A 16385-nucleotide genomic window follows, 5' to 3' on the forward strand; every position below is an offset into this window, starting at 1 on the left:
TTTTAATGTTTTTTTAACCTTTATTTTTAAGTGACTGATTGCATGCAATCTACAGGCTGAAAAAATTGAACATTTTTTTCAGCACAATCAATCATTCAGAAAAATTTGCAGAATTATGACACCTCTTTTGAATATTAATCAAACCGCAGGGCTTTTACAGGCGAAATTTTAGTGATAATGTAAGACGGTACTAAAAGTAGTGTAAGGCAAACTATTATTGTTCCGGCATTAACCAGCAGTATTGAAGGCACATCTATAGTTACCGGGGCTACTGTTACATAGTAGTTTTCTGGCGGCAGCTTAATTATTTCGAAGTGTTTTTGTATCAGCAGCAGCGCTATGCTTATGCCATTACCCCAAAGCAGCCCTTTTATAATAAGATAACCTGCATTATATAAAAATATTTTTCTGACGCTCCAGTTATTTGCTCCCAGCGCTTTTAGCATGCCTATCATCTGGGTGCGCTCCAGTATAAGCACCAGCAGGGCAACTATCATATTTATGGTGCCCACTATAACCATAATTATAATTATAAGTGCTATATTAAAATCAAAGAGTGTGAGCCATTCAAAGATATTAGAATATTTTTGTTCTATTGTACGGCTGTCGAGTGTAGAGGGTATGTTTTTATACACTTCTTCGCCTGTTTGGTAAAGCTTATCAAAATCGTCTATAAAAACTTCAAAGGAGCCTACCTCGCCATTGCGCCATTTATTTATGCGCTGTATGTGGCGGATGTCGCCAATAAGATAGGCCGCATCAAATTCCTGAAAACCGGAGTTAAATATTCCAACCAACTCAAAAACCCTCATGTTGGGCATACTGTTGGCATCTTCTTTCATAAAGAAGGTATTAAATTTATCTCCTGCTTTAAGTTTTAGCCTGTCGGCAAGGTATTGCGAAAGTATAACCTCATTATTAAGTTTGTTCTGCAAGTCAGGGATTCGTCCCGAAACAATATATTCTTTAAGGTTGTCCCACTTGTACTCTTTGCCTACACCTTTAAAAATTACACCCTCTACTGTTTCTTCTGTACGGATAATCCCTGCCTTGCTTGCCACTGCCTGAATATGGCTTATGCCCTGCACCGATTTAAATTCCGGATAAAAGTCCTGCTTTATGGGTATTGGCGAAACGCTTACCTCGCTCCTGTTATCATCATAGTTGGATATAATAATATGCCCGTTAAACGCCGAAACCTTTTCACGGATTTTATCCTGCAGGCCAACGCCTGTTGCAATGGCTATTATCATCATGATAACGCCTATGGCAATTGCTATTACGGCTATTTTTATTATTGGCGCCGATATACTACTTTTATGGTTTTTGGCAGAAACCAGCCTGCGGGCAATAAAATATTCTAAATTCAACTTATATGAGGTCTTTTTCGTTATTCAAAAATACATTATTATTCTCATTAATATTAATGGCGTCGTGCGGAATTTCGTCTAAGAGCCTGAAGAGCGGAGCAAAATCTGCTGATTATGAAGACCCTGTTACAGATGTGAGGCCGGCCATAAAAACAGGCGCAGATAATTATGAACAGTACCTGCCCCTGCTAAAAGGAAAAAGAGCAGGTGTTGTAACCAACCAGACAGGCATCATTAAATATATTGCCAAAGATGAAGATACCATCAGGACAATTAATATTGTCGATTTTTTATATACCGTACAAACGGAAAAAGGCGAAATAAACATTACAAAAATTTTTGCCCCAGAGCATGGTTTTCGCGGCACAGCCGATGCGGGGGAACTTATTAAAGACGGACGGGATACCAAAACAGGTTTGCCTATAATATCTTTATATGATAATAATAAAAAACCTAAGCCCGAACATTTACAGGATATCGACATTATGGTTTTTGACCTTCAGGATGTAGGCGCACGCTTTTATACCTATATATCTTCTTTACACTATGTAATGGAAGCCTGTGCCGAAAATAATATTCCGCTTATTGTTTTAGACAGGCCCAATCCTAACGGCAGGATTATAGATGGCCCGATACTGGAGCCGGAGTTTCAGAGTTTTGTAGGGATGCATCCCATACCGGTTTTACATGGTATGACTATTGGCGAATATGCCAAGATGATAAACGGGCAAAACTGGCTTGCCAATGGTGCGCAGTGCAACCTTACCATTATACCCTGCAGTAACTACAAGCGCACCATGCAGTACAACCTGCCTGTAAAGCCATCGCCTAACCTGCCAAACAGCCAGGCTATAAAGCTGTACCCAAGCCTTTGCTTTTTTGAAGGTACAGATGTAAGCGTGGGCCGCGGTACCAATATGCAGTTCCAGATTTATGGAGCGCCCTTTTTACCGGACGATGGCTTTAGCTTTACACCCGCGCCGAATGAAGGGGCAAAATCGCCTAAGCATAATGGTGTTACCTGCTATGGAGAAGACCTTACAGATGTAAGGAGAGTAAAAAAGCTGGAACTGAAATGGCTGCTAAAGGCGTATAATGACACCAATGACAAAACAAATTTCTTTACTCCATTCTTCACCAAACTTGCCGGCACCAAACTATTGCAGCAGCAAATAGAATCGGGTATGAGCGAAAGCGACATCCGCCGGACATGGGAAGACGGACTGGATGCCTTTAAGGAAATGCGCAGGCAGTACCTTATTTACCCTGAATAGTAAAATTCTTAATATTTATACAAAGTGTTTCGGGTTATAAAACTGCTTTTGTAATTTCACTCTGTAAACATAATAACACCGTTACCATGAATATTACAGAGAAAATTGACAACCTGATACAATATGTAATTTCTTTTATTGAGAAGATAAAAGGATACATAGAAGATGTTATAGAATTTTTAACCGACCTTAAAGATAAAATAGAAGGGTTACTGGATTATATACAGGATAAAATTCACAGCATTGAAAGTTTAGTAGGCGAGCTTAAACAACATAACGAAGAAGAAGCTACTGCTTAATTTCTGTAGAGCCTTCCGTACCGGAGGGCTTTTTCTTTTTAACCGCCTTCAGCGTTTTTACCACCAACCTGTTAACTATATATAGCAAGCTTAGCACCAAAAAAACCGGTATACTTATTAAAGCTGCTTCTGTCAGCCTGTCTTCAAGGCGATAATTTACAACAAGAGTATCATTAATAAATGTACTGCCCACTGCTGTAATAAACGACAAAATGTAAATAAGGAAAAGGTTTCTTACCGTTTTCATAGAGTTAAAAATATGTGCGGTAAAACTACAAAATTTTGTTTCCGGAAATATTACATATCTACTTTTATAGAAGGATTAATTTTTAGGAGATCCTCTATAAAGGCATCCCTGTCTTTTGGAGAAATCAGAATATAATCGAAGTTTTTACCATACCGCACCTCAAGGCGCTTTAAAGAAAGTGCAGGCGCGCTAAGCGGGTTATTTGTTTTTCTTACGGCGGTAATGTTGCTTATCTTAACCTGTGTATATTCAAAAATACCTATTTTAACCCGTAATGAGTTATTATCAATTATATACTTAGTTGTTGTAAACATATATATCATTACAGCAATAATGACGGCAATAAAAGCAACCAAACCCAACGTGAATGTAACTAATACCTGCAATAAAACAGCAAACAAAGGCACAAATACTACAGCTAAAAGCCAAATATCTATTTTTGATTTATATACCTGCATTATAATATTTTCTTTTTCATTTCTTCCACAATGTTATAGGCAGCCGGGCAAATAGCAACATTCTTTAAAGTAAGATTGCTTATCTGCTGGAACTTCTTCCTGTCGGTATGCGGGAACTCCCTGCATGCCTTTGGCCGCACATCATATATCATACAGTAGTTTTCATTATCCAAAAAAGTACAGGGCACGCTTTGCAGCACATAATCATTATCCTCATCAACACGCAGGTAGTTTTCTATAAACTGTTGCGGCTTCATCCGGAAATGCTTTGCAATACGCTCTATATCGGCAGTGGTAAAAAGCGGGCCGGTTGTCTTGCAGCAGTTGGCACAGCTAAGGCAGTCTGTTTTTTTAAACTCCGCCTCATGCAGGTCCTGCATAATATAATCCATGTTTTTAGGGACTTTCTTTTTAAGCCTGTCAAAAAACTTTTTATTCTCGTTATGCTTATCTTTGGCCAGCTTTGGGAGCTGCTTTAAAAAATCATCCATTTTAATCCGTTTCCTCTCAGGCTGTAAAAGTATAAAATAATGAAAGACCTTTTCGGAAAAGCCATACTCGATTATCAAACAGGCAATGCACCTGAAAATTTAATTACCGAAACTTCTATATCCGAAGAAGATGAAATGAGCGTTGCCTACCTTTTCAGGAGCTATGAAGAAATGCCCGCGATAGAGCAAAAAGCATTGCAGCTTGCTAAGGGAAGGGTACTCGATGCCGGATGCGGGGCGGGCAGCCACAGCCTGTACCTGCAGAACGAGCGTAGTTTAGCGGTTACAGCGATAGATAAATCAGGCAACGCAATTGAAGCCTGTAAGTTGAGAGGTGTGGAAGATGCACGCAACGCTGATATCATGGCTCTTGAAAATGAAAAATTTGACACTATACTTTTACTCATGAACGGTGCAGGCATGTGCGGCAGATTAAAGAACATAACTGCTTTCCTGCAAAAAATGAAATCGTTGCTTAGCGAAGGCGGACAAATACTGGTTGATTCCAGCGATATTATCTATATGTTTGACGAAGATGAGGATGGCGGAAAGTGGATACCGGGTGATGTAGATTATTATGGAGAGGTAACTTTTACCATTAGCTACAAAGGGGAAACAGAAGAGTCTTTTGAATGGATGTATATAGACTACAACACATTGCAAAACGCAGCGCATGCCAACGGGCTTGATTGTGAACTTGTGACGGAGGGCGAACATTATGACTATCTTGCCAAACTGTCTTTAAAACAATAAACCCAGCTTAAAGCCGGGTTTATTGTTCAGTAAACTGAGTTGTTACTGCATGTATTTCATCATCAGGCCCTGAAGCTCCATACTCCACTCCTGCATTGTCTGAATGTTTGCTTCTGCCAGTTTAGTATTTTTCTCAGCAAATTTTTTACCTACCGGCGACTCATAAAACTTGATTATCTGCTTTATCTCATCATGAGTAAACTCAGTAAGATAAAATTTTTGTTGTTTTTCAATAACCGGCTTTAAAGATTCTTCAAAATCTTTGCTGAATGCTGCCTGCTTATCAGCAGGAATCATTGCAATAACCTGTTTTTTAGCCATATCCATCTGGTCTGTACTACCTGATAGTTCCATCAGCTTTTTAACATCAGCCTTAAAAGCATCAGACTGTGCAAAACCAACACTTGTTGTAAGTATAAATGCAGCAATTAATAAAAGTTTCTTCATCTTCTTAGTCTTTAAAATTGTTATGGAATATTTAAGTATTTATGTGTTTGTAAAGATACACGCCATTTGGGATTATTCATTACATAATCTACAATAAGTGGTGTCATCTGTTCTTTTTTGCTCCACTCCGGCTGAAGAAACAATATGGCATTATCATTTACTTTTGCGGCCTGCTCTTCAGCAAATAAAAAGTCGTGCCTGTTGTGTATAATTACCTTTAGTTCATGGGCTGCGTTATATGCTTCCTGCACAGGCAGCTTAGTCTTTTTTGGCGAAAGGCAAAACCAGTCCCATGTTCCGGTTACAGGATATGCACCAGAGGTTTCTATGTGCACATTAAGCCCTCTTTCTTTAAGGGCGGTGGTTAACGGCTGCATATCCCATGTTAAGGGTTCGCCGCCTGTAACTACTATTGTTTTGGCTTGTGCAGCCGCATTATTAACTATAGCGGCTACGCCTGTCGGCGGATGCAGCTCTGCATTCCAGCTTTCTTTTACATCGCACCAGTGGCATCCCACATCGCATCCCCCTACACGGATAAAATAGGCAGCAGTGCCGGTATGGTAGCCTTCCCCCTGAATGGTATAAAACTCTTCCATAAGCGGCAGCATTTCGCCTTTTTCTACTGCTATCTGTATTTCCTTCTTCAGCATTCTTTCAAAAATAGGCTGCAAAGATACACATTAAAATTTTGGGTATAAAAAAACCGTTCCGGTAAGCCCGAAACGGTTCATTATATTAATTGTCAACTTAGTTTTTAAGTTTTTGCAGCTCCTGCTTTGCAAATGCATCATTCGGGTCCAGTTCAAGTACTTTATTAAAATACTCTTTACTTTTCGCCTTGTTTGTTATAGCGTAATAAGCACCGGCATTGCTGTAAGCTTCAATCAGGTTTTTCTTCTCGGCATCTGTACGTTGTGCTTTCGCGGCAACAATCTCTATGTATTTGTCATAAGCTTCTGACATTGTTGCATATGATTCTTCTGAACCAATGGCTTGGTTTATCCTTGCTTTATAAAGAAAAGCATCCGGGGCTTCAGGTGAAAGCTTAATTACATTATCCAAAGCTGTGCTTGCCAGTTGCAGACGCTCTGTATTGTTTTTCTTAGCTTCATCTGTCATATTCAGGTGGTCGTAGTATATTGAATATGCAAGGTAGAAGTTATCATAAAACGCATTCCTGTTATCAGGGTTTGAGATTGCCGTTTCAAAAACATAAGATGCAGGGCCGTAAAGTTTTTGAGCAAACAGTTTTTTACCTATCGCGTTAAACTCATTGGTAATATCAATATCAAGCTCTGCGGCTTTCTGTATGTCTTTAATTGCCTGGTCAAATTTAGCCTGATCTGTTATTGTAGTGTTGCCTTCTGCATCTGTATTTACAGTTGAAGCCATTTTGGCAAGGCCAAGATACAGGTAGTCACGTGCAATAAGTCTTTCTTCTTCTACTTTTGCCATAAACTCATTCATGGCATCAAGGCTCGCCTTAAAGTTACCGTTCTCATAAGCAGAGTAAGCAAGGTAACGCAGTATCCTTGGGTTTACTTTGTCAAGCTCCTGCATTTTTTTAGCCTCAGCTTCAAGCGCTTTGTAATCTCTCGCAAGCACTAAAAAGTCAGCATGCCTCATACGCGAGTTAAGCGAGTAATCTGTAAGCTGCATGTACTTTTCATAGTTTTCAAGCGCTTTTTTCATATACTGGTCATACTTGGCAGTATCAGTATTTGCCCATAGGTAGTATGTTTCTGCAAGCTCCCTGTATGCAGGGCCATAGTTAGGGTCTTTTTTCAGGATGTTCTCAAAAGCACTAACCGCTTCCGGGAAGGCAGCCCTTGTGTTTTTAGTGATTACCGCCATTTGAAGGCTTGCCCTTTGTGCTGTATTATCAAGTGCAACTGCATCACGATACGCCTGGAAAGCCTCGTTGTATTTGGCTGCACCAACATAAGCATCACCAAGTGTTATGTAAGCCTGTGCATTTTTATCGTCTTTCGCAATAGCACGCTTTAAAACCTCTATGGCTTTATTGTAGTCAGGATTTTCAGCGTTTACATAAGCGCGGCCTATATATACAAGCTGCTCACTGTCTTTACGCCTAAGGCCGTCTTCTACTGCTTTAAATTTAGACTGTGCTGCGGCAGTATTACCTTTATTAAGATCTATATGCCCAAGGCCTATAGTATTATATTCAGGATCTTTTTTTACAACTTTGCCTTTATTGAAATAAATGGCTGCAGAATCCTGCTCTTTTTGCTTAAGATATACATCGCCTAACAGAAAGTAATTTTTACCTTCTTCCGGCTCAGATGCAATAAGGTTCTTTAAAATCGTTTTGGCCTTCTGAAATTTTTCAGCATCAATAGCCTTTTTAGCTTCATCGGCACTTTGGGCATTTGCCGCTCCGAATAGCAAAAGGGATAAACCAAGGAATTTTAAATCTTTCGTCTTGATCATTTTATACTCTTTTATAATTATTTACAGTTTATAGTTCGTTTCTCACGTTTATTTCCCTCGGCGGGATTTCTTCTGGCAGCAATCCTGACTTCAGGATTATGCGCTGTCCTTCGCGTGCACTTATGTAGGTTGCAAACCCCATGCCTAAACCCTGCTTACCCTGATAATTTAACAAATACAACTTTCGGGTAAACGGGTATGCACCCGTAGCTATATTGGTTTGAGAGGGCTTGTAGTACCCTGCGGCAGTAGTGTCGGTTTTAACATTTTTTACTGCCATGACAGTGACATCTTCTACAGTTTTTTGCAGGTTTAGCGGAGGCTGCACCAGCCAGTTTACTCCTACAATTCCGACTGCTCCATTGTTGTCACGCACATATTCTATAACTTCCCGGTTAGAGTTTAAAGCAAACATTCCCTGTGCAGGGAGTTTGCCGGCATTTGCTTTTTTGAGCAGGTATTGTACCGTACTTGAGCCGGGGTTATCAAAAACAAGTTTGCTTATTGTTGAAGGCTCTCCCCTTAAAGCTTTGTAAAGTTCTTCGGGGTCAAGAAGGGTATCTGTTGCTTTATTGTTTACTACAAATGCAACAGCGTCTGTTGCAAAAGGCGTTACACGCGGGGTAATTTTCCTTTTTTCGAAGTAACGTGCCTCATCATCTGTAAGCATACGGGGTAAAACCGCAACACTTGCAGAATCTGAGAGCAGGGCATTGACTATTTCGCTTTCAGTCCTATTCACCTGCTGTATAGTAGCCCTGTTATAAACACTGTGGAAAACAGCAAGTACATCTTCAACTATCGGCTGGACTGTAGTATCTACATGCAAATTAACCCTGCCTGATGTTAACGTTTCGGGTATTTCGGCATTAGCACCATCGCTTCCGCTGCCCTCGCCTTTGCAGGCAAAGAAAAGTGTAAAAGCAAAAACCACCGACAGCACCCCGAAATATATACTTCTTAGTTTCTTCATCTGTTATTAATTACCTGCCTTTTTGAAGCAGCCTTATAAACCTGATAAAAGCATATACAATTAATAACCCCCCAAAGGCAAGCCTGCCGTTGTAGGTAAGATTAAAAGGAAGTTCTTTCCAGAAAATTATAATAAGCCCCAAAATAAGGTACATTAAAAAAAACACTATCCCTAAAACAAACAGAAATCGCTGTACGGGCGATTTCTGTGTTTCTTGCCGAGATCTTCTGTTGTTCAGCATCCCGCTTTATTTTATTATGACCTGATATTAATGGTGATAGGCAGGTTGTAAGAAGCCCTTACAGGCTTACCGTTCTGAATACCCGGCTGCCACTTTTTCTTCATTGACTTAAGCACACGCTCAGCTTCTTTACCAAGCCCGTAACCAGGGTCCCTGAGTACTTTGATACCTGTCATTGAACCATCTTTTTCTACAACAAAAGATACATATATCCTCGCTGTCATATCCTGGTCTATATCAGGAATCCTGAAGTTCTTGTTCACATAGTTGTAGAACTCATCCATACCACCCGGATATTGCGGCTGTACCTGAAGGCCCGCAGAGTTATATACCGTGTTGTCAGGAGCCTCAACTCCTTTATCAAGGTCTCCCGAAGGTTTACCGATATTGATGTCACCTGTTGGGCTTGCTTCAGCGTTACGAGAACTTGGGTCAGCAACCTCAAGTTTATCTTTTGTAGGCGGTTCTTCTACAACCTCTTCTTTTTTCTTCACCTCAAGAGGTTTGAACTTTACTTCTTCCACAACCGACTTTGGCGCCTGGTATTCTTCTACCGGTGGCGGTGGCGGTGGCGGCGGAAGTTCTTCTGCCGGTGGTGGTGGAAGGTCTACCACTTCGATAACCTTATCAAGGTTCTCTTCTTTTTCAGCGCTACCTAAATTATCACTGATATAACGTGATATAAGCGGTGAAGCTATAGCGGCTGAGAAAAGCAATATACCCAATATCATAGCCCTAACCGTTGTTTTCGGGTTTTCCGAACGCAGCTGGTAAGCACCATATTTCTTGTTACGGCCTTCAAAAACCATATCAATCCACTGGGTCTTAAATATGTTTAACTTAGACATAATCTCTAATGTTTTTTGTTAGTTAAAAGGAATTAATCCATTCCTTTTTCCTTCAGTAACTCTACCTCCGGCTTGGTTATATCTCCAATGGCATATATACTTATATTGGTTATAGCCATTTCGTCAAGAATATCTATAAGGTTCTTATAGTGTGTTTTATCACTTGCCTTAATAATAACAATAAGCCCTTTCTGGTTACCGTTATCATCAAGCTGCCCTTTATAAGCTGCTTCAACTGCTGCCTTTCTTTGCAGTATTACCTGACGTATACCTTCTTTACCATAAGCACTTTGTGTAGGCTCGATAAGCGGAGCTGCAAATTCACCAAAATACCACAGTATGCTATCATCTTTACCAAGCAAAATGGTCATGGTACGGTCATTAGCTACTGCCTGAGTATCATCAACCTTATCTTCAGGATTTTTATCAGGCATAGCAAGGTTCATAGATTGCGGCTTAGACAGGGTTGTGGTAAGCATAAAGAAAGTAATCAAAAGGAATGCCAAATCCACCATCGCGGTAAGATCGACACCCGGATTCATTTTCTTACTTCTTACTTTTTTGCCTTTGCCACCGTCGCCGCCGGTATTTAATTCTGCCATTTTACAGTAATGCTTTTAAATTAAAAATTTTCGTCCCTCAAACCAGTCACAAGGAAGAATTTGTTCTTCTTTTGCTCCTGTAGTATGTCTATTATCCTCTTAATTACAGGATAATCTTCTTCGGCATCACCTTTTATCGCAATATCAAGGTCTTTAAAAACAACGCCTTCTTCACCCTTGCTCATCCTTTCTTCAAGAACTGCCTTGTGGGCTTCCCTTGCTGCTTCTACCCAGCTTCCCAACTGGTTGTTAACAGAGTCAAAAGGAATACCACCCTGCAGGCCTTCTTCCATCCTTTCAGATGGCTCCATAGCCAAAAGTCCTTTAAGCTGGTTTAACGGAACTCCAAAACCCTGCAGGTTTGCAAAAGCCTGGTATTCTGCATCAGTAAATGTTACATTATATTCCTGAGATATACGCTCAAGTGCCCCTCTCCTAACCTCAGGGCTCATCATGGTAAAAAACGCCTTGTCATCACCAACAGTTATAGTTGCCAGGTTTTCTTCCGGCAGCTTTGTCTGAACGGTAGAAGCAGGAGTATCTACCGGATGCGGCTCGGGCTGCTTTGCAGTAGCCGTCATGATAAAGAACGACAAAAGTAGGAATGCCACATCACACATAGCGGTCATATCTATCCTTGTGCTCTTTTTAGATACTTTAACTTTAGCCATTTATATTATCAGCTTGTTTGTACAGGCCCGGGAGAGCTGTGCTTCCCCGGGGCCGGCACTAATTATTTATAAGTTAACTACTCTTTAATTAAGCGTTGTTGGCACGAGACCTGAAACGCCTGTAAGTCTGGGCAATTGTAAAACCAGCCTCATCTATAGAGTAAGTAAGCTTGTCAATTTTAGATGTAAATGAGTTGTAAGCAATAATTGCTACTGTAGATGTTGCGATACCTGTAGCAGTGTTGATAAGTGCTTCAGAGATACCGTTAGCAAGCTGAGAAGAGTCTGGTGTAGAACCTGCACCAAGAGCAGAGAACGCCTTAATCATACCTGTTACCGTACCTAATAGACCACAAAGTGTACCAATAGATACAAGAGTAGATATAACTACAAGGTTTTTCTCAAGCATAGGCATCTCAAGAGAGGTAGCCTCTTCTATTTCCTGCTGGATAGCAGCTTCAGCCCTTTCGCTGTCAAAACCTTCCCTTTTAACTTCTTCATACTTAATAAGGCCTGCTTTAACCACGTTAGCCACAGTACCTTGTTGCTTGTCGCACTCAGCCATAGCTTCGTTTATGTTTCCTGCAGCAATCTGGTTTTGTACTTTCCTTACAAAAGTTTCTACATTACCTTTACCTGCAGCCTTGTTGATAACAAATAGACGCTCGATAGAGAATACTACCGACATAAGGAATAAGCCCATAAGTACCGGTACCACATAACCGCCTTTGTAAACCATACCAAGGTAGTTACCAGGCAGTGGGTGCCCTTCAGGGTTATTATCTTCAAAGTTTGATGGGTGGCCCATGATGAATTTCCACACTAGTATACCTACAATAATACAGATAACGATAGCCAGTGCCGCGAATACATTAGATCCTTTAGAAGAACCACCTTTAGTTTCAACCTTCTGAATAGATGCGTTTGCCATTTTTTGAAAATTTAATTTTGATTTTTTTAAATAATAGTTTCTTGCTGTTTAACAACTTAATTTTTGATAAGATGGGCAAATTTAATTTATTAAGACATAAAAAAAAATAAAAAGAATTTTTTTATCGCTTCTTAACATTAATTTTATATTGGAGCGGTAACCTTAATTTTACAAATCCTGCCCTTTTATTTACAATTTTTTGTTTTTAGCAAACCGAAACCGATTTTTGTTAATAATAATTTTAAATTAAAATAGAATACTTATAAATAACATAATTCATATTCATTTATTGTGCAGGCATTGTATTTTTTTTGGCAGCTTGTGTTTTATGTAAACTTTCACACCCTGCAAAGGGTCTTTACCTAAATTTGCAGTAACACAATACACACCAGGCTCTGTAATCCTGTTACCTTATAAATAATAAAAAATGAAAAAGTATTTTATTCAGGACAGTCCGTTTACAGTGCCTACAGATGACGGTAAACTTATAGAGGAGCATTTCGGAAGTGCTTCTGATGGCAATGCCGCACTATCTATAGCCCATATGGTTGCACCACCCGGATGGAGCGAACCCCACCAAAACCCGGAGTTTGACGAATATACCTATATAATAAAAGGTAAGAAGCAGTTTATGATTGATGGTGAATGCATCATCCTTACAACCGGGCAATCTATAAAAATAAGCAGCGGTGCACGGGTACAGTATTCTAACCCGTTTGAAGAACCGTGCGAATACCTTGCTATTTGCACGCCTGCATTCAGTATTGATAAAGCACGCAGGGAAGAAAAGTAAGGTGAAGTAAAAAAGTTTATTCTTCTAAAAGCTTTAATATCTTCTGCTCAACTTCGGGGCTGTCCCATATAGCTTCTATGTTATCCATACCCATTATTTCATCCATTATGGCTTTTTGCCTGTCGCCGATAGCAAGCGCTTCGCTGTAAGGGCTGTAGCTGAATGTAACGCGGCTGTATAATGGCAGCCACTTATCAGGATGTTTTTCTGAAAAGTGTTTCTCTATTTTTTTCTGAAGCAGAAAATCAGCATCAGCCGTTTTAGAGCTCATCTCCATAAAATTGCGGTAACTAAGTTCAGCTATGGCATCCGCATTAGGCTTGCGGCTTTTTTGATATTCTTTAAATATCGAAAGCCAGTCATCCCCATATTGCTTAATAAAACTGTTAAGTATTGTAATATCTTCAAAGCCCGCGTTCATACCGTGTCCGTAAAAAGGTACTATAGCATGGCAGGCATCGCCAATAAGCGCCACTTTATCTTCATACGTCCACGGGTAACATTTCATGGTTACCAGCGTACTTGTAGGGTTTTTAAAGAAATCCTCAACCAGTTTAGGAATTACGTCTATAGTAGAAGGGAAATGTTTTGCAAAAAAAGACTCAAGAGTTTCTTTATCTTTCAGCGATTCGAAAGAATTTTCGCCTTCAAAAGGCATAAACAGTGTACATGTAAAACTGCCGTCTAAATTAGGCAGTGCAATAAGCATAAATTCTTTTCTTGGCCATATGTGCAGCGAGTTCTTGTCGAGCTTGTGGCTGCCATCTTGATTTGGCGGTATATTAAGTTCCTTGTAGCCCAGGTTTAAAAACTCCTGAGAGTAATTAAACATGCTCTGGCGCTGCATGCGGTGACGGATGCGGCTAAAAGCGCCGTCGGCACCAAAAACAATATCATACTTTAATTCTTCCCACGGGCCACGCTCGGTTTCCCCTTTCAGTAAAGTAGCTGTGGCAAGGTCAACATCCCAAATCCTTACCCCAAAAAAGAACTCTACCCCCTCTTCTTCTGCAAGGGTAACCATTTTACGGTTAAGCACCCCACGCGATATTGAATATATGCTTTCTCCCTCTTTACCATAATATTGATAAGCCAACGGCTCGCCAACCAGGTGTATGGCACGTTTATCCATTGGTATGGCAATTTCCCTTATTTCATTGCCAAGCCCTATATCATCAAGTGCTTTCCAGCCGCGGTGCGACATGGCAAGATTTATAGAGCGTCCTGAAAACTGTACTGTCCTGATGTCCTGGCTACGGTCATACACGTGTACGGTATGCCCGGCTCTTTTTAGGTATATTGCCAGCAGCGATCCTACAAGCCCGGAACCCACTACTGCAATTTTTAAGGGAGTTTGCATCTAAAAAAATTGTAATACATCACAAAGGTACTTAATAAAAAAAATATTAATCTCAGATTATCATATTAATTTGAGGCTGAGGAAAATTATTAAGAAAACATTTACTATTAAAGTATTCTTAATTAGTAAACAAGCCTCAAACATAATGAGTAATTTTAATTTGCTAACATTAAAAAACACTTATTATGAGAGATTTAATCTGGTTAATCGTTGTAATCCTTATTATAGGATGGCTGGTAGGATATTTCGGATTCGGAGAATCTGTAGGTGCCCTTATACACATTTTACTTGTACTGGCAATAATCGGTATTTTATACAGGCTTGCAGTGGGCAGGAGGCCGTAAAGTAACAAAGCAAAAAATAAAAAATCCCTCAGCTGAGGGATTTTTTATTTATCTATTTTTTAATAATCTTACTAACAGAACTGCCCTGTTGCGTTACTGTTGTTACAAAATAAATACCGGAGCGCAGAGCGGATACATCTATACTATTGCCGTAATTTTGCTGCAACACCACCCGCCCATTAATATCGGTAACAGAAACCGAAAGTACAGTTTCTGCCGCATCAATATGAATAATGTTGGCAGCCGGATTTGGGTAAAGCGTTATCGCAGACTTTGTAAATATACCTGTTCCTGCCGTGGTATCTTCATATACAAACTTACCAAACCAGATATTATACAGGTTTTCTCCCTGTCTTTCGTAGTTAATATCACCTAATTGCAATGATGGTATTTGCATGTGCCCGGCAGTATAAATAGTATTGTCTTCTCTTGCAATAACCATTATCTTATTATTAATGTCTATCTCTCCTGTTGCAACAGCCCACTGTGCATCACCTTCATTATTATATAAAGCCACATACTGACCCGAACCCGAACTGGAAAGACTTATGCTATTGCCAAAGTCTATATTGTTATGAAAGCTGCCTGCAGCAATAAGATTGCCGTCGTTATCAATATCAATTGACTGTATAACGTTATAAAGGCCGGATGCAGATGTTTTTGTCCATATTACATTACCTTCACTATCATATTTTACAAGAAAATATTTAGAGCCGGTTGCTGAATTGAGCACATTACCATCAAAATTTATGGTGTTGCAGTAATTCCCTGAAAGGTAAACATCGCCGTTGCTGCTAACCGAAACATCATAGGCATCGTTAGCACAACTGTTATTCCCGGCAGCCTTTGCCCATAGTGCTGCACCTTCAGGATTATATTTTACCACGAAACAGTTGTTGTTTGTATTTGGGTTAAGGGTAATATCTCCAAACGAAACATCTAAATGAATAAACCTTCCGCACAGGTATAAATTACCGTTATCATCTATCTCAATGTTATTAACGTATGATGACTGGTTTGTGTTTGGCTCTGCCTCGGCAAAAACTTCTGACCATAGATAATCGCCGTCATTGCTCAGTTTAATTGCAAAATAATTATTATATCCTCCCGGCAGGGTTACATCATCATATACAAAAGAGTCGGCAAAACTTCCGGCTGCATATATATTTCCGGCTTCATCAACAGTAAGATAATTGATGTTCGTAAAAGTGCAGCTTTTTATCCAGACACGGTTACCATCAGTGTCATATTTGGCAAAAATGCTGCCTACTCCGCTAAAAGTATCTGAGTCGATAGTAATACCGTTGTTATAACTGCAAGTAATATACACATTACCTTCTTCATCAGTATCCATTCCCCATATTGTTTCACCGCCATTGCCCTGAATATGCTTTATCCAGGTAAACGTGCCGTCATTATCAAATTTTGCAAAATAGGAATCCCTCCCTACAGGGGTTAACTGGTAATCGTCAGTAACAATATCTTCAATAAATGCAGAGTAAGTATATATATTTCCTTCAGCATCCATAGCTATGGGCTTGTGCGGCTCATCAAAAGAGGCTTCTATACCGGTTACCCATTCCCAGTGCGGATTTTGAGAATGCAAGACAGCAGTAGTGAAAATTACGGCTAAAACGTAGAGTTTTTTCATGTTGGTTTGGTTTTGGTTTACATGCAAATATAACAGAATAGGCATTTGGCTAACTAACTGTATATTACTAATTATAAAATTCATTTGATTTCGCGTTAAAATTATCTGCAACCGTAGCTACTAAAAGAAAATAATCTACATTTGTGTAGATTTATTAAAATTATGTTAGAATAAATTA

General features: G+C 39.7%; 20 protein-coding genes. 5 read left to right on the forward strand and 15 right to left on the reverse strand.

Translation table 11 applies throughout. From position 1 onward, the window contains the following. Positions 1-134: 134 nt before the first annotated feature. Entirely contained in the window at positions 135-1370 is a 1236-nt protein-coding gene (locus tag Q0K96_RS12820; RefSeq protein ID WP_297334381.1) for an FtsX-like permease family protein, read from the reverse strand. 5 nt (positions 1371-1375) lie between these two features. On the opposite strand from Q0K96_RS12820, the gene Q0K96_RS12825 reads away from it, so the two are divergent. Beyond that, positions 1376-2644: a DUF1343 domain-containing protein gene (locus Q0K96_RS12825; RefSeq protein WP_297334382.1), complete on the forward strand. Its 1269-nt coding sequence runs from the start codon at positions 1376-1378 to the stop codon at positions 2642-2644. A gap of 86 nt (positions 2645-2730) precedes the next feature. Next, on the forward strand, positions 2731-2943 hold the full coding sequence (locus tag Q0K96_RS12830) for a hypothetical protein (protein WP_297334383.1): 213 nt from the start codon (positions 2731-2733) through the stop codon (positions 2941-2943). Here Q0K96_RS12830 and Q0K96_RS12835 read toward each other — a convergent pair. Genes Q0K96_RS12835 through Q0K96_RS12845 form a run of 3 tightly spaced genes read right to left on the reverse strand, consistent with a single transcriptional unit; the run spans position 2933 to position 4139 of the window. Beyond that, positions 2933-3190, reverse strand: coding sequence for a hypothetical protein (locus Q0K96_RS12835; RefSeq protein WP_297334384.1), 258 nt, complete (start codon positions 3188-3190; stop codon positions 2933-2935). The genes Q0K96_RS12830 and Q0K96_RS12835 overlap by 11 nt on opposite strands. Before the next feature lie 50 nt (positions 3191-3240). Next, complete coding sequence (locus Q0K96_RS12840; RefSeq protein ID WP_297334385.1) at positions 3241-3648, reverse strand: PH domain-containing protein; 408 nt, start codon at positions 3646-3648, stop codon at positions 3241-3243. Then, positions 3648-4139 (reverse strand): YkgJ family cysteine cluster protein, encoded by a 492-nt coding sequence (locus Q0K96_RS12845; protein ID WP_297334386.1) that lies wholly within the window; start codon positions 4137-4139, stop codon positions 3648-3650. Before Q0K96_RS12845 ends, Q0K96_RS12840 begins: the two co-directional genes overlap by 1 nt. Positions 4140-4178: 39 nt before the next feature. On the opposite strand from Q0K96_RS12845, the gene Q0K96_RS12850 reads away from it, so the two are divergent. After that, the gene (locus Q0K96_RS12850; RefSeq protein ID WP_297334387.1) at positions 4179-4892 is read left to right on the forward strand and encodes a class I SAM-dependent methyltransferase; all 714 of its coding nucleotides are present in this window, start codon (positions 4179-4181) and stop codon (positions 4890-4892) included. Positions 4893-4934: 42 nt separating this feature from the next. Here Q0K96_RS12850 and Q0K96_RS12855 read toward each other — a convergent pair whose 3' ends face one another. The 9 genes from Q0K96_RS12855 to Q0K96_RS12895 form a co-directional block, all read right to left on the reverse strand. Further along, complete coding sequence (locus tag Q0K96_RS12855; protein WP_223054423.1) at positions 4935-5339, reverse strand: DUF2059 domain-containing protein; 405 nt, start codon at positions 5337-5339, stop codon at positions 4935-4937. A gap of 20 nt (positions 5340-5359) precedes the next feature. Then, complete coding sequence (locus Q0K96_RS12860) at positions 5360-5992, reverse strand: 7-carboxy-7-deazaguanine synthase QueE (RefSeq protein ID WP_297334388.1); 633 nt, start codon at positions 5990-5992, stop codon at positions 5360-5362. 97 nt (positions 5993-6089) lie between these two features. Further along, a complete protein-coding gene (locus tag Q0K96_RS12865) occupies positions 6090-7793 on the reverse strand; it encodes a tetratricopeptide repeat protein (RefSeq protein ID WP_297334389.1) in 1704 nt (567 codons plus the stop codon). 28 nt (positions 7794-7821) lie between these two features. Next, positions 7822-8766, reverse strand: coding sequence for a substrate-binding domain-containing protein (locus Q0K96_RS12870; protein WP_297334390.1), 945 nt, complete (start codon positions 8764-8766; stop codon positions 7822-7824). Positions 8767-8776: 10 nt separating this feature from the next. Then, positions 8777-8920, reverse strand: a complete 144-nt coding sequence (locus tag Q0K96_RS12875) for a hypothetical protein (RefSeq protein WP_297334391.1) — start codon at positions 8918-8920, stop codon at positions 8777-8779. Positions 8921-9021: 101 nt separating this feature from the next. Beyond that, positions 9022-9855: an energy transducer TonB gene (locus tag Q0K96_RS12880; protein WP_297334392.1), complete on the reverse strand. Its 834-nt coding sequence runs from the start codon at positions 9853-9855 to the stop codon at positions 9022-9024. A gap of 32 nt (positions 9856-9887) precedes the next feature. Further along, on the reverse strand, positions 9888-10457 hold the full coding sequence (locus Q0K96_RS12885) for a biopolymer transporter ExbD (RefSeq protein ID WP_297334393.1): 570 nt from the start codon (positions 10455-10457) through the stop codon (positions 9888-9890). 20 nt (positions 10458-10477) lie between these two features. Then, on the reverse strand, positions 10478-11128 hold the full coding sequence (locus Q0K96_RS12890; protein ID WP_297334394.1) for a biopolymer transporter ExbD: 651 nt from the start codon (positions 11126-11128) through the stop codon (positions 10478-10480). Positions 11129-11216: 88 nt separating this feature from the next. Next, a complete protein-coding gene (locus tag Q0K96_RS12895) occupies positions 11217-12059 on the reverse strand; it encodes a MotA/TolQ/ExbB proton channel family protein (protein ID WP_297334395.1) in 843 nt (280 codons plus the stop codon). Positions 12060-12486: 427 nt separating this feature from the next. On the opposite strand from Q0K96_RS12895, the gene Q0K96_RS12900 reads away from it, so the two are divergent. Continuing rightward, on the forward strand, positions 12487-12852 hold the full coding sequence (locus tag Q0K96_RS12900; RefSeq protein WP_297334396.1) for a cupin domain-containing protein: 366 nt from the start codon (positions 12487-12489) through the stop codon (positions 12850-12852). A gap of 16 nt (positions 12853-12868) precedes the next feature. Here Q0K96_RS12900 and Q0K96_RS12905 read toward each other — a convergent pair whose 3' ends face one another. Then, entirely contained in the window at positions 12869-14212 is a 1344-nt protein-coding gene (locus Q0K96_RS12905) for an NAD(P)/FAD-dependent oxidoreductase (RefSeq protein ID WP_297334397.1), read from the reverse strand. 185 nt (positions 14213-14397) lie between these two features. On the opposite strand from Q0K96_RS12905, the gene Q0K96_RS12910 reads away from it, so the two are divergent. Further along, the gene (locus tag Q0K96_RS12910; protein WP_223054413.1) at positions 14398-14556 is read left to right on the forward strand and encodes a lmo0937 family membrane protein; all 159 of its coding nucleotides are present in this window, start codon (positions 14398-14400) and stop codon (positions 14554-14556) included. 52 nt (positions 14557-14608) lie between these two features. On the opposite strand, the gene Q0K96_RS12915 is transcribed toward Q0K96_RS12910, so the two are convergent. Further along, positions 14609-16207, reverse strand: a complete 1599-nt coding sequence (locus tag Q0K96_RS12915) for a T9SS type A sorting domain-containing protein (RefSeq protein WP_297334398.1) — start codon at positions 16205-16207, stop codon at positions 14609-14611. Between the last annotated feature and the right edge of the window lie 178 nt (positions 16208-16385).

It is taken from the genome of Flavobacterium sp. (assembly GCF_024305175.1).
Taxonomy (GTDB): Bacteria; Bacteroidota; Bacteroidia; order Flavobacteriales; family Flavobacteriaceae; genus Flavobacterium.